Here is a 12,831-nt window from a genome sequence, read left to right on the forward strand (position 1 = left end):
CGAGACCGGGTAGGCCTAGTAAGGACACAACCAACACGACCGGCTTTGGAGGCGCCGCACATCGCACGCAGACGTATCGGCATCGGCAGCCATATGCCGAGAACGATGGAGGAGACCATGTCACCCCGGCTCGACGAAGCGCGAACGCGCACCGTGCAGCAGACCGCGCCGTCGGCAAACCCGTCCGCCCAGCCCGAGCACATCGAACAGGTCGAACAGATCGGCCGGATCGAGGCTGGACCCGAAGCCCTCGAAGGGCTTCCCGAGATCCCGCCGTACGACGAGGTGGCGCCGCTGGACGCCAGAGCGCTGTCGAAGACGCTCTTCGCACGCCTCGAGACCCTCGAAGAGGGAACGCACGAGTACGCGTACGTACGCAACACGCTCGTCGAACTGAACCTGGCCCTGGTCAAGTTCGCCGCCTCCCGCTTCCGCTCCCGCAGCGAACCGATGGAGGACATCGTCCAGGTCGGCACCATCGGCCTGATCAAGGCGATCGACCGCTTCGAGCTCAGCAGGGGCGTCGAGTTCCCCACCTTCGCGATGCCGACGATCGTCGGCGAGATCAAGCGCTTCTTCCGTGACACGTCCTGGTCGGTCCGCGTTCCGCGCCGCCTCCAGGAACTGCGCCTGGACCTCGCGAAGGCCGGCGACGAGCTCGCCCAGCAGCTCGACCGCGCCCCGACCGTGGGCGAACTCGCCAAGCGCCTCGACCTCACCAACGAGGAGGTCGTCGAGGGCATGGCCGCGAGCAACGCGTACACCGCGAGCTCGCTGGACGCCCAGCCCGAGGAAGACGACTCCGAGGGCGCGCTGGCCGACCGGATCGGTTACGAGGACCACGGCCTCGAAGGCATCGAGTACATCGAGTCGCTGAAGCCGCTGATCGCCGAACTTTCCGCCCGGGACAAGCAGATCCTCTCCCTGCGTTTCGTCGCCAATATGACGCAGTCGGAGATCGGCGACGAGCTCGGCATCTCGCAGATGCACGTGTCGCGCCTGCTGTCGCGCACGCTGGGCAAGCTGCGCAAGGGGCTGACCGTGGAGGAGTGACACCTCCCCCCGTGTTGGTGGGAAGTGTGAGCGAGGGTCTGCCCCAGGCGCTATCCGGGGCAGGCCCTCCTCCACGTGTGTGTCGCCTACCCGGCGTGCCCCGTCGTACGCACGCCCTTTCGCCAGACCTCCGAGACGAGCGGCACGCCCGGGCGGTAGGCCAGGTGGACGTGGGACGGGGCGTCGAGCAGCACCAGGTCGGCGCGGGCGCCGGGGACGACGCGGCCGATGTCCGTGCGGCGCAGGGCCGCCGCACCGCCCGCCGTGGCCGACCAGATCGCCTCGTCCGGGGTCATCCCCATGTCGCGTACGGCGAGGGCCACGCAGAACGGCATCGAGCTGGTGAAGGACGAGCCCGGGTTGCAGTCCGTGGACAGCGCCACGGTCGCGCCGGCGTCGATGAGCCTGCGGGCGTCCGGCCACTGGGCGCGGGTCGAGAACTCGGCGCCGGGCAGGAGCGTGGCGACGGTGCGGCTGTTCGCGAGGGCGTCCACGTCGGCGTCCGTGAGGTGCGTGCAGTGGTCGGCGCTGGCCGCGTCGAGTTCGGCGGCGAGCTGCACACCGGGGCCGTGGCCGAGCTGGTTGGCGTGGATGCGGGGGTGCAGGCCCTTCGCCTTGCCCGCCGTCAGGATCGCGCGGGCCTGGTCGCCGTCGAAGGCGCCCTTCTCGCAGAAGACGTCGATCCAGCGGGCGTGGGGCGCGCACGCGTCGAGCATCTCGCCGATGACGAGGGCGACGTACGCGGCCGGGTCGTCGGCGTAGTCGGGCGACACGATGTGGGCCCCGAGGTAGGTGACCTCCTCGGTGTGGCGCGCGGCGATGCGCAGCGCGCGGGCCTCGTCGTGGGTCGTCAGGCCGTAGCCCGACTTGGTCTCGAAGGTCGTCGTGCCCTGGCGCAGGGCCTCGCGGAGGTAGCGGACGACGTTCGCTTCGAGCGCCTCGTCGCTCGCGGCGCGGGTGGCGGCGACGGTGGTGCGGATGCCGCCGGCGGAGTAGGCGCGGCCCGACATGCGGGCGTTGAACTCCTGCGTGCGGTCGCCGGCGAAGACGAGGTGGGAGTGCGAGTCGACGAAGCCGGGGATCGCCGCCCGGCCCTGCGCGTCGAACGCGGTGTCGGCGGCGGGGGCGCCGGCCGCCGGGCCGGTCCAGGCGACGCGGTCGCCGTCCAGGAGGACGGCGGCGTTCTCGATCAGGCCGAGGGGGCTCGCGCCCGTGCCGTCGGCCCGCGCGGGGTCATTGGTGACGAGGCTGCCGATGTTGGTGACGAGGGTGGTACTGCTCACTGGGTCCTCTCCCGGTTGCGTACGGTGCGGGGGCGCGCGGCGGTGGCGGTGGCGGGACGGCCGTGGTGCGGTGCCCGTGCCGCCCCTTCCCGGAACGGGCCCCGCTCCTCGGGCGCCGGAGGGGCCACGAGTCGCCGCTGTGCGGCGGCGCTCGCGGCCCGTCCGGCGCGCGGGGGCCTGCCCGGCTGGGGAGGGGCGGCCCGCCGCGGGTGGTGGGTTACTGGTGGACGGCCGCGATCGCCTCGGCCATGGCCCGGGGCACGTCCGGGATCAGCGTGTGCGTACCGTCGCGGACGATGTGGCGGCCCGCGACGACCGTGTGGCGCACGTCGCACGCCGACGCCGCGAACACCGCCGTCTCGGCCCCCAGGCGCGGCGGCGGCCCCGCCGTCCTGACCGAGTCGAGGGCGATGGTGGTGAAGTCGGCCGGGGCCCCCTGCGCGAGGGTGCCCGCGCCGCGCCAGCCGAGGGCCTCGTGGCCGTCGGCCGACGCGGCGCGCAGCAGGGACGCGGCCGTCCAGTGGCCCCGGGTGCGCGAGCGCAGCCGTTCGTTCAGTTCCATCGCCCGCGCCTCCTCCAGCAGGTCGATCACCGCGTGGCTGTCGCTGCCCAGCGACAGCGGGGAGCCGGCCGTCTGGAGACGGGTCGCCGGACCGATGCCGTCCGCCAGGTCGCGTTCCGTCGTGGGGCACATGCAGGTGCCGGTCGACGTGCCGCCGAGGAGGGCGATGTCCTCGTCGGTCAGGTGGGTGTTGTGGACGCCCGTGGTGCGCGGCCCGAGGACGCCGTGGTCCGCCAGCAGGCGCGTCGGCGTGCGGCCGTGCGCCGCCAGGCACGCCTCGTTCTCGGCCGGCTGCTCCGACAGGTGCACGTGCAGCGGCGCCGTCCGGGCCTCGGCCCAGGCGGCCACCGTCGCCAGCTGGTCCGCCGGCACGGCCCGCACCGAGTGGACGGCCGCCCCGATGCGCGCGTGCTCACGGTCCTTCAGCAGCGAGGCCCGCTCCGCCCACGCCTCGGCCGTGCCGTCGGAGAAGCGCTGCTGCTGAGTGGTGGGCGGCGTGCCGAAGCCCGAGGCGAGGTACGCCGTGTCCAGCAGCGTGATGCGGATCCCGGCCTCGGCGGCGGCCGCGATCAGGGCCTCGCCCATGGCGTTGGGGTCGGCGTACGGGACGCCGCCGGGGGCGTGGTGGAGGTAGTGGAACTCCCCCACCGCGCTGACCCCGGCCAGCGCCATCTCGGCGTACACGGCCCTGGCCAGGTCGAAGTACGTGTCGGGCGTCAGGCGGGAGGCCACGCCGTACATGACCTCCCGCCAGGTCCAGAAGGTCCCCGAGCCGACCTGCACCGTGGAGCGCAGCGCCCGGTGGAACGCGTGGGAGTGGGCGTTGGCGAGGCCGGGGAGGGTCAGGCCGCGCAGGACCTCGGCCCCGGGCGGCGCCGGGACGCCCTTGCGGACGGCCGTGATCCGGCCGTCCGTGACGTCCAGGGCCACGCCCGGCTCGACGACGGCGTCGAGCCAGGCGTGCTCCAGCCAGTAGGTCACGCGCACGCGAGCCCCTCCAGTACGTCGGCGAGTGCGACGACCCCCGCGACGCAGTCGTCCTCGGCGGCGTACTCGGCCGGAGAGTGCGAGACACCCGTGGGGTTCCGTACGAACAGCATGGCGGTCGGCACCGAGGCGGACAAAATACCCGCGTCGTGTCCCGCGCCCGTGCCGAGGACGGGGAGCTCGCCGTGCGTCTCACGCAGGAGCCTCGCGAGCTCGTCGCGCAGGGCGTGCTCGAACTCGACCACCGGGGTGAACGACTCCCGCGTGACGCGCAGGTCGATGCCGGAACGGGTCGCGCTCTCGTGCGCCGCCTGCTCGATCCCGGCGACGACCCGGTCGAGGGTGTCCTGGTCGGCGGCGCGCGAGTCGAGCCAGCCGCGTACCAGGGAGGGGATCGCGTTGACGCCGTTCGGCTCGACGGCGATCTTCGCGAAGGTGGCGAGCGCCCCGGCGAGCCGCGCCTCGCGGCGGGCCGCGACGACCGTCTCGGCGTACGTGAGCATCGGGTCGCGCCGGTCCTCCAGGCGGGTGGTGCCCGCGTGGTTGGCCTCGCCGTGGAAGTCGAACCGCCAGCGTCCGTGCGGCCAGATGGCGGAGGCGATGCCGACGGGGTCGCCGGAGACGTCCAGCGCGCGGCCCTGTTCCACGTGCAGCTCGACGAAGGCGCCGATACGGGCGAGTCGTTCGGGGTCCGGGCCGATGGCGGACGGGTCGTAACCCGCCGCCTCCATGGCCCGGGGAAGGCTGACGCCGTTCCCGTCCCGCAGCTCGTGGGCCTTGGCGGCCGTCAGCTGCCCGGCCGCCAGCCGGGAGCCCACGCAGGCCAGGCCGAAGCGCGCGCCCTCCTCGTCACCGAAGTTGGTGACGGCCAGCGGCTTGGTGAACTCCACTCCTCTGCGGCGTAGTTCGTCGAGCGCGGCGAAGGAGGACACGACGCCGAGCGGGCCGTCGAACGCGCCGCCGTCCGGCACCGAGTCGAGGTGCGAGCCGGTGACGACCGCGTCCCCGGCGAGGGGGTCGCCCTGCCAGGCCCACTGGTTGCCGTTGCGGTCCACCTCGTACGTGAGGCCCCGGGACTCGGCCTGGGCCCTGAACCAGGCGCGGCAGTCCCGGTCGGCCTCCGTCCACGCGTAGCGGCGGTAGCCGCCGGAGCCGGCGTCGCGCCCGATCGGCTTCAGGTCGGCCCACATCTCGTGGAACGAGGTGGACGTGTGCGGCGGCCCGTCGGCGGCCGCGACCGGGGTCACTCGCCCTCCCGCATGGGGACGCGTACGCCCTGCTCGTCCGCGGTCTTCTCGGCGATGTCGTAACCGGCGTCCACGTGGCGGATGACGCCCATGCCGGGGTCGTTCGTCAGTACGCGGCGGATCTTCTCGCCCGCGAGCTTCGTGCCGTCGGCGACCGAGACCTGGCCCGCGTGGATCGAGCGGCCCATGCCGACGCCGCCGCCGTGGTGGATCGAGACCCAGGACGCGCCCGACGCGACGTTGACCATGGCGTTGAGCAGCGGCCAGTCGGCGATCGCGTCGGAGCCGTCGAGCATGGCCTCGGTCTCGCGGTACGGGGAGGCCACCGAGCCGCAGTCGAGGTGGTCGCGGCCGATCGCGAGGGGGGCCGCGAGCGTCCCGTCGGCGACCATGTCGTTGAACAGGGCGCCCGCCTTGTCGCGCTCGCCCTGGCCCAGCCAGCAGATGCGGGCGGGCAGGCCCTGGAAGTGGACGCGCTCGCCGGCCATCTTGATCCAGCGGTGCAGGGACTCGTTCTCCGGGAAGAGCTTCAGCAGTTCGCGGTCCGTCTTGTGGATGTCGGACGCCTCGCCCGACAGGGCCGCCCAGCGGAACGGGCCCTTGCCCTCGCAGAACAGCGGACGGATGTACGCCGGGACGAAGCCGGGGAAGTCGAAGGCGCGGGAGTATCCGGCCAGCTGGGCCTCGCCGCGGATGGAGTTGCCGTAGTCGAAGACCTCGGCGCCGGCGTCCATGAAGCCGACCATCGCCTCGACGTGCCTGGCCATGGACTCGCGGGCGCGCAGCGTGAAGTCGGCGGGCTTCTCGGCGGCGTACGAGGCCATGTCGTCGAAGTCGACGCCGACGGGGAGGTACGCGAGCGGGTCGTGGGCGCTGGTCTGGTCGGTCACGATGTCGATGGGCGCGCCCTCGGCGAGCATGCGCGGCAGCAGCTCGGCCGCGTTGCCGAGGAGGCCGATGGAGAGCGGCCTGCGGGCGTCGCGGGCCTCGACGGCGAGCTGGAGGGCGTGCTCGAGGCTGTCGGCCTTCACGTCGAGGTAGCGGTGCTCGATGCGCCGCTCGATGGCGCGCGGGTCGACGTCGACGCAGATCGCGACGCCGTCGTTCATGGTCACCGCGAGGGGCTGGGCGCCGCCCATGCCGCCGAGGCCGGCGGTGAGGGTGATCGTCCCGGCCAGCGTGCCGTTGAACTTCTTGGCGGCGACGGCCGCGAAGGTCTCGTACGTGCCCTGGAGGATGCCCTGGGTGCCGATGTAGATCCAGGACCCGGCGGTCATCTGGCCGTACATGGTCAGGCCCAGCGCCTCCAGGCGGCGGAACTCCTCCCAGTTCGCCCAGTCGCCGACCAGGTTGGAGTTGGCGATGAGCACGCGCGGCGCCCACTCGTGGGTCTGCATGACGCCGACCGGGCGGCCGGACTGGACGAGCATCGTCTCGTCCTGCTTGAGGGTCTTCAGGGTGCGCACCATGGCGTCGAACGAGCGCCAGTCCCGCGCCGCCTTGCCCGTGCCTCCGTAGACGACGAGCTTGTCCGGGTGCTCGGCGACCTCGGGGTCGAGGTTGTTCTGAAGCATGCGCAGGGCGGCCTCCTGCTGCCATCCCAGGGCGCTCAGCTCCGTACCGCGCGGTGCCCGTACGGGGCGGGGTCCTGACATGGTGTGCCTCCTCGCGAGTGACTGCATCGTCGTCTATTCACATCCTGACCAGATGAATAGAACTAGTCAATATGTGTGGGGTCCTGCGCGGCGTCCGAGGGGGTGGTTGGCTGGAACACATGCCTTCGGACACGAGCCCGGACCCGAGCGGGGACACGCTCCCCGGCACGAGTGCTCCCGAGCGCCGCGAGCAGGCCGTACGGGCCGCCGTGGAGCAGGGCGTCGTCGGCCCCGACGTGCCGATCGCCGGCCTCCTGGACATCACCGGCATCCGCGCCTCGGCCGCCGCCCTGCGCGCCGCGTTCGAGGAGGTCGTCCCGGCCGGCACCCCGGTCCTGCACGCGTTCGCCGTCAAGGCGACGCCGCTGGTCCCGGTCCTGCGGCTGCTGCACGAGCACGGGGGGATCGGCGCCGAGGTCGCGAGCCCGGGGGAGCTGGCCCTGGCCCGCGCCGCCGGCGTGCCGCCGGCCCGTACCGTCCTCGACTCCCCCGCGAAGACCCCCGCCGAGCTGCGCGAAGCCCTCGCGCTGGGCATCGCGGTCAACGCCGACAACCCGCAGGAGCTCGCGCGCCTCGACGCGCTGGTGCGGTCGGCGGCCACCGCCTCCCCCCTCGGCCTGCGCGTCAACCCGCAGATCGGCGGCGGCGCCATCAGCGCGCTCTCCACCGCCACCGCCACGTCCAAGTTCGGCGTGGCGCTGCGCGATCCCGGCGCCCGCGCCTGGGTGGTGCGCGCCTACCTGGACCGGCCGTGGCTGACCCGGCTGCACACGCACTCCGGCTCGCAGGGCCTGCCCCTGGAGCTGATGGCCCGGGGCGTGGCGGCGGCGTACGAGCTGGCCGAGGAGATCAACGCGGCGGCGGGCCGCCGGCAGATCGACACGGTCGACATCGGAGGCGGCCTCCCGGTCGACTTCGCCTCCGACGCCGGGACGCCGACGTACGCGGACTACGCCCGCCTCCTCAAGCAGCACGTCCCCGGCCTGCTCGACGGGCGCTACGGCCTGGTCACCGAGTTCGGCCGCTCGCTGCTGGCCAAGCACGGCACGGTCCTGGCGCGCGTCGAGTACGCGAAGACCTCCGGCGACCGGCCGATCGCCGTCACCCACGCGGGCGTCCAGATCGCGACACGGACGGTGTACGCCCCGGAGTCCTGGCCGCTGCGGATCGCGGCGTACGACGCGAAGGGCCGGCCCAGGGCGGGGCCGCCGGTGGCTCAGGACGTGGCGGGCCCGGCGTGCTTCGCGGGGGACCTCCTCGCCGAGAACCGGCTGCTGCCGCTCCTCGGCCAGGGCGACCACGTGGCGGTGCTCGACACCGGCGCGTACTACATGGCCGCGCACTACGCCTACAACAGCCTGGCCAGGGCGGGGATCCACGGCTTCACCACGGGCCCCGGCGGGGTCCGCTTCCGCGTCGTACGGCCGCCGCAGACGCTCGCAGAGATCGTCGCCGAGTCGGGCGGCGCGCACGCGGACGCGCTCCTGTAGGCGAAGGCGCCGCCGGCGTCCCGCGACGCGTCGGGGGCGGCTGTCGGACCCGGCTGCTTCCATGGATCCATGGCACTCAGGAGCGTGGTCGTCGAACGGCGGATCGCGGCCGGCCCGGACCGGGTCTGGCGCGCGCTGACCGACCTGGAGGGCATGCCGGAAGTGATCGGCGGGGTGGAGAAGGTGGAGATTCTCGAGCGGTCGCCGACGGGCTCCTTCGGAGTCGGCACCCGCTGGCGGGAGACCCGCCGCATGCTGGGCCGGCAGGCCACGGAGGAGAATGCGCGTGACGGTGAGCGAGCCTCCGGTGCGCTATGTCGTGGAGGCGGACTCGCGCGGCGCGCACTACGTGTCGGAGTTCGCCCTGCGCGCCGACGGGCCGGACGCGACGACCGTCCGGATGACGTTCTCCGCCGTCCCGCCGCCGGGAGCGGCGGGTCTGGTGGCCAGAGTGCTGGGCGGCCTGGGCGCGCGAGCGGTGGGCAGGGCGATCGCCGGGGATCTGGCCGACGTGGCGGCGGCCGTGGAGGGCGGGCGCGGCTGACGGGGGTGCACCAGAGCTTCCGTGCGCCGACACCCCCCTTTCGGTCGGAATCGATCGCTGGGCGATCAACAAGGCAGCGATAGTGGCGACAAGCGAAAGCTAGCTGGCATGTGCACGTGGAAAATGCCGGAACAACCTGCCCCCATCCCTCTCTTTACGTAACCTCCTCGTCACTGCCGCAGAACGTGCGTCCGGCAGTCCGCATCCGTGTGCCACGCCGGGAGGGGGGTTCCGCATGCCCGGAATCGACGAATGTCTGCTCGCCGCGATGGTCCTGCCCGGCGCCCTCGGGGCTTCACTGGTGGACTGGACGAGCGGGCTCGCGCTGGGCACGGTCGGAGACTCGCCCAACGGCGACCACGAGACCACCGCGGCCGAGACCGCGGAACTGGCCCGGATGGCCTCCGAGCAGCGCGCGTTCTCCCCCAACGGACTGCCGGTCGAGGACGTCATCATCACCACGCCGAGCGGCTACCACCTGCTGCGTTTCGTCGAGACCTCGTTCGACAGCAGCGTCTTCCTGCACCTGTGGCTCGACCGCGAGGACGGCAACCTCGCCCTGGCCCGGTTACGTCTGCGCACCCTGGCCGAGCAGTTGGTCCTCGGATGAGCTCCACCGTGTCCCCGATGCTCGTCCGACTGGCCGCCGAGCGCGCGACCGGCGCCCTGCTGCGCGACCACGGGACCCTCTACCTCGTCGACGGCCAGGTGGTGCACGCCGAGAGCCCCGCCGCGCCCGGCATCGACGTACTGCTGACCTCGACCGGGCGGCTGCCCGCCGAGGAGTGGCAGGAGGCCGTCGACCGCGCCGGCACCCGCGGCCGGGTCGGGCGCTTCCTCGTCGACAGCGGCCGGCTGGCCGACGGCGAGCTGGAACTGTGCCATCTGAGCGCGCTGTTCGACGCCGCCTTCTTCGCACTCGCTCCCGGCAGCGGCCCCACCCGCTTCCGGTACGGAGCCGCCCACTGGCTGGGCCGGATCCGGCCCGTCTCCGCCTCGGTGGTCGAGCGTGAGTCGCGTCGCCGCCGTCAGCTGCTGGACGAGCTCTGGCCCTACCCGGACACCGACACCGCCCCGGTCGTACGCCGCAGTACGCCGTCGGGGCAGCCCGTCACCCGCCGCCAGCGTGCCGTACTCGACCTGGCGGACGGCGCACGGACCCCCGGTGACATCGCCCGGGCCCTGGGCCGGCCCGCCTTCCACACGCTGATCGACGTACGGCGGCTCGCGGCGGCCGGCACGGTCGCCACGCCCCGGGACACGCCCGTGTCCCCGCCCCCCGTGCCCGCCTGGGTCGCGCGGGTCGCCGACGACCCGGACACCGCCCTGTTGCGCCGGCTCCGCGACGCCCTGGAGGCAAGCCTGTGAAGTTCCGGTCCGTCGGCGCGGCCCTCCCCACCCCCTCATGAGGCGCGCCCTGAGACAACGCGCAGAAAGGAGAAAGCTGATGGCGGCAGAACCCGAAGTCCTCGACGAACTTCGGCGGCTGAAAGCCAGGATCCCGCAGTTGTCGGGCGCGCTCGCGGCGAGCGTCGACGGCCTCGTACTGGCCCAGGACACCACGACCGTGGAGCCCGAGGGGATCGCGGCGCTCACGGCCGCGGCACTCGGCGTCGCCGTGCGGCTGACCGACGCGACCGGCAAGGGCGTCTTCCGCGAACTGCTCGTGCGCGGCGACGACGGCTACGTGGCCACCTACGCGGCCGGCACGTCCGCCGTACTCACGCTCCTCGCGGAACCGCGCGTCAACGTCGGCCGCCTCCATCTGGAGGCCCGCCGGGCCAGTGTGCGCATCGGCGCCCTGGTCGACAGCGCCCGGGAGAACGCATGACCACAGCCAAACGCACCACAGCGGCAAGACCCACCACCAGACGAAAAGGAAGTGCGACCCTCATGGCCAACACCGAAACCGTGCTCAAGGAAGCGATGACCGGCATCGAGGGAACCCTCGGTGTCGCACTGGTCGACTACACCAGCGGCATGGCCCTCGGCACCCTCGGCGGCGGCAAGGACCTCGACCTGACGGTCGCCGCCGCGGGCAACACCGACGTGGTGCGCGCCAAGGTGCGCACCATGGAACACCTGGGCCTCAAGGACGAGATCGAGGACATCCTGATCACCCTCGGCGGTCAGTACCACCTCATCCGGCTCCTCAAGGGGCGCGGCGCCAACGGCCTGTTCCTCTACCTGGCGCTGGACAAGGCGCGGGCCAACCTCGCGATGGCCCGCCACCAGCTCAAGAGGATCGAGGCCGAACTCGACGTGTGACCACCGGAGCGGCCGCCGGGCGACGCCGCGCGCCGCCCGGCGCGGCGTCGCCCGCCGCGATCCCGGTGGTCCGGTACGCCGTCACCCGCCGCCCCGCGGGCCCGCCGCCGAGCCGGTCCGTGCACACCCACAGCAGCGTCTGGTCCCGGCGCTCGCGGGCGCCGAGCCACACGGCCTTCAGCCACAGCCCCGCGCCGGCGCCCGCCATGATCAGCCCGCCGGCGCCCGGCAGCGCGAAGGCGCTCGCCACGGCCGCGAGAAAGGCGGCCGCCAGCCACCAGCGGCGGTCGCGGCGCCGGCCCCGTACCGTCACGGAGCGGGCCTGGAGGAAGTCGCGGCGGCCGGCGCGGGTCGCGTCCGCGGCGAGCACGGCGTACCGGCCCCTGCGGGCGAGCGCGGTCGCGGCGGCCGCGACGACGAAGAGCGCGGCTCCGGCCAGCAGGCCGACACGGCGCCCGGTGAGGCCGGGTACGAGTGCTCCGACCCCGGCGGCGAGCAGTCCGAGCCACCACAGCGGGGCCGCCCCGGCCCTTACGACCACCGCCACCCTCGCCAACGCCTGTGCCCGTTCTCCGCGCGCCACGACCGCCCCTTCCCTGCCGGCTTCGACTGTTTCCAGTCGGGGAGGGTAACGCCGGATTCTGAGCGCCGGGTGAAAAACCGCCGAGAAAGGGCGCCGCACCCGCACGCGGGCGACGCCGGGCCCCTTCGCGGCTAGTCCACGAACAGCCCCCGCGCCGCCGCCTTCGCGTCGAACTCCTCCAGCCGCGCCTGCGCGTCCGGCAGGCCGTCGCACATCGCCTCCAGCAGCACCCGCCCCAGCAGCATCGGCGCACACGCCGTGTCGAACGCCAGGCCCGTGCCGACCGCCGCCGGGATCAGCAGGTCACTGTGGCCCGCCACCGGAGCGAAGGCGGAGTCGGCGACGGTCACCACCTTCAGTCCCTGCTCACGCGCGTACGCCAGCGCGTCCACGACCTCGCGCGGATGACGCGGCAGCGCGAAGCACAGCAGCGCGGTCGCGCCGGCCCGGCGGGCCGCGTCGATGCGGTCGGCGAGCATCGACCCGCTCTCGTCGAGCAGGCGCACGTCGGGATGGACCTTCGCCGCGAAGTACGCGAACCCCCCCGCCTGCGACGACGCGGCGCGCAGCCCGAGCACGGGCAGCGGGCGGGAGCCGGCCAGGACGCGGCCGGCCTCCTCGACGGGGCCGGGGTCGGCGAGCAGCTCGGAGAGGTGCCGGAGGTTCTCGATCTCGGCCTGGACGGCCTGCTGGTACTCGTTGTACTCGTCCTCGCCCGGCGCGGGCTCGGTGGGCGCGACCTCCCGCAGGTGCTTGCGCAGCGCCGGGTAGCCGTCGAAGCCGAGGGCGACGGCGAAGCGCGTGACGGAGGGCTGGCTGACCCCGGCCAGCTCCGCCAGCTCGACGCTCGACAGGAACGGCACGTCGGCGGCCTTGCGCACCATGCAGTGCGCGATGCGCCGCTGGGTCGGCGTGAGCCGGTGCCCGTCGAAGAGCTGCTGCAGTCGCGCGGCAGCGCTGTCGCTCATGCCATCCCCCTGTGACTTCCGATCTCGGAGTTCGGATCTCGACGTTCCGATCTCGGACGCTCCGATCTCGGCGGTGCGGACGCCGGCTGTGCGGCGGGTGTGCGGGTGCTACTGCTGTTACGGGTGTTACTGCTGCCTGTTACTGGTGCACGTATTCAGACACCTAGAACTCTGCATGACCATATGCAGCG

12 protein-coding genes and 2 pseudogenes are annotated in these 12,831 nt (G+C 73.3%); 8 read left to right on the forward strand and 6 right to left on the reverse strand.

Features of this window, described 5'->3' with window-relative positions; all coding sequences use genetic code 11:
* Positions 1-105: 105 nt before the first annotated feature.
* Positions 106-1,053, forward strand: coding sequence for an RNA polymerase sigma factor SigF (locus AC07FK_RS20025; RefSeq protein ID WP_479106247.1), 948 nt, complete (start codon positions 106-108; stop codon positions 1,051-1,053).
* Positions 1,054-1,139: 86 nt separating this feature from the next.
* Here AC07FK_RS20025 and hutI read toward each other — a convergent pair whose 3' ends face one another.
* The 4 genes from hutI to hutU form a co-directional block, all read right to left on the reverse strand.
* On the reverse strand, positions 1,140-2,336 hold the full coding sequence (gene hutI, locus AC07FK_RS20030; protein WP_479106248.1) for an imidazolonepropionase: 1,197 nt from the start codon (positions 2,334-2,336) through the stop codon (positions 1,140-1,142).
* Positions 2,337-2,553: 217 nt separating this feature from the next.
* Positions 2,554-3,885: a formimidoylglutamate deiminase gene (locus AC07FK_RS20035; RefSeq protein ID WP_479106249.1), complete on the reverse strand. Its 1,332-nt coding sequence runs from the start codon at positions 3,883-3,885 to the stop codon at positions 2,554-2,556.
* Positions 3,876-5,075 carry an allantoate amidohydrolase gene (locus tag AC07FK_RS20040; RefSeq protein ID WP_479106507.1) on the reverse strand — a complete coding sequence of 400 codons (1,200 nt, stop codon included), beginning with the start codon at positions 5,073-5,075 and terminating at the stop codon, positions 3,876-3,878. The genes AC07FK_RS20035 and AC07FK_RS20040 overlap by 10 nt, the downstream gene beginning before the upstream one ends.
* Positions 5,076-5,128: 53 nt before the next feature.
* A complete protein-coding gene (gene hutU / locus AC07FK_RS20045; RefSeq protein ID WP_479106250.1) occupies positions 5,129-6,787 on the reverse strand; it encodes a urocanate hydratase in 1,659 nt (552 codons plus the stop codon).
* A gap of 119 nt (positions 6,788-6,906) precedes the next feature.
* Between hutU and AC07FK_RS20050 the strand changes: the two genes are divergently transcribed.
* The 7 genes and pseudogenes from AC07FK_RS20050 (at position 6,907) to AC07FK_RS20080 (ending at position 11,089) form a co-directional block, all read left to right on the forward strand.
* Positions 6,907-8,277, forward strand: a complete 1,371-nt coding sequence (locus AC07FK_RS20050; RefSeq protein WP_479106251.1) for a type III PLP-dependent enzyme domain-containing protein — start codon at positions 6,907-6,909, stop codon at positions 8,275-8,277.
* 69 nt (positions 8,278-8,346) lie between these two features.
* Positions 8,347-8,499: pseudogene (locus tag AC07FK_RS20055) on the forward strand (SRPBCC family protein); the annotation flags it as partial.
* A 10-nt stretch (positions 8,500-8,509) separates the two neighbouring features.
* Positions 8,510-8,821: pseudogene (locus AC07FK_RS20060) on the forward strand (SRPBCC family protein); the annotation flags it as partial.
* Positions 8,822-9,056: 235 nt separating this feature from the next.
* Positions 9,057-9,431 carry a roadblock/LC7 domain-containing protein gene (locus tag AC07FK_RS20065; RefSeq protein ID WP_479106252.1) on the forward strand — a complete coding sequence of 125 codons (375 nt, stop codon included), beginning with the start codon at positions 9,057-9,059 and terminating at the stop codon, positions 9,429-9,431.
* A 17-nt stretch (positions 9,432-9,448) separates the two neighbouring features.
* Complete coding sequence (locus AC07FK_RS20070) at positions 9,449-10,189, forward strand: transcriptional regulator (RefSeq protein ID WP_479106253.1); 741 nt, start codon at positions 9,449-9,451, stop codon at positions 10,187-10,189.
* A gap of 79 nt (positions 10,190-10,268) precedes the next feature.
* A complete protein-coding gene (locus AC07FK_RS20075; RefSeq protein WP_479106254.1) occupies positions 10,269-10,652 on the forward strand; it encodes a roadblock/LC7 domain-containing protein in 384 nt (127 codons plus the stop codon).
* A gap of 62 nt (positions 10,653-10,714) precedes the next feature.
* Positions 10,715-11,089, forward strand: coding sequence for a hypothetical protein (locus AC07FK_RS20080; protein ID WP_479106255.1), 375 nt, complete (start codon positions 10,715-10,717; stop codon positions 11,087-11,089).
* On the opposite strand, the gene AC07FK_RS20085 is transcribed toward AC07FK_RS20080, so the two are convergent.
* Together AC07FK_RS20085 and AC07FK_RS20090 are read right to left on the reverse strand one after the other, a co-directional pair.
* Positions 11,058-11,672 (reverse strand): hypothetical protein, encoded by a 615-nt coding sequence (locus AC07FK_RS20085; RefSeq protein ID WP_479106256.1) that lies wholly within the window; start codon positions 11,670-11,672, stop codon positions 11,058-11,060. The two genes, AC07FK_RS20080 and AC07FK_RS20085, sit on opposite strands and share 32 nt — an antisense overlap.
* A 131-nt stretch (positions 11,673-11,803) precedes the next feature.
* The gene (locus tag AC07FK_RS20090; RefSeq protein WP_479106257.1) at positions 11,804-12,640 is read right to left on the reverse strand and encodes a MurR/RpiR family transcriptional regulator; all 837 of its coding nucleotides are present in this window, start codon (positions 12,638-12,640) and stop codon (positions 11,804-11,806) included.
* Between the last annotated feature and the right edge of the window lie 191 nt (positions 12,641-12,831).

Source organism: Streptomyces sp. NPDC046122, from assembly GCF_056429965.1.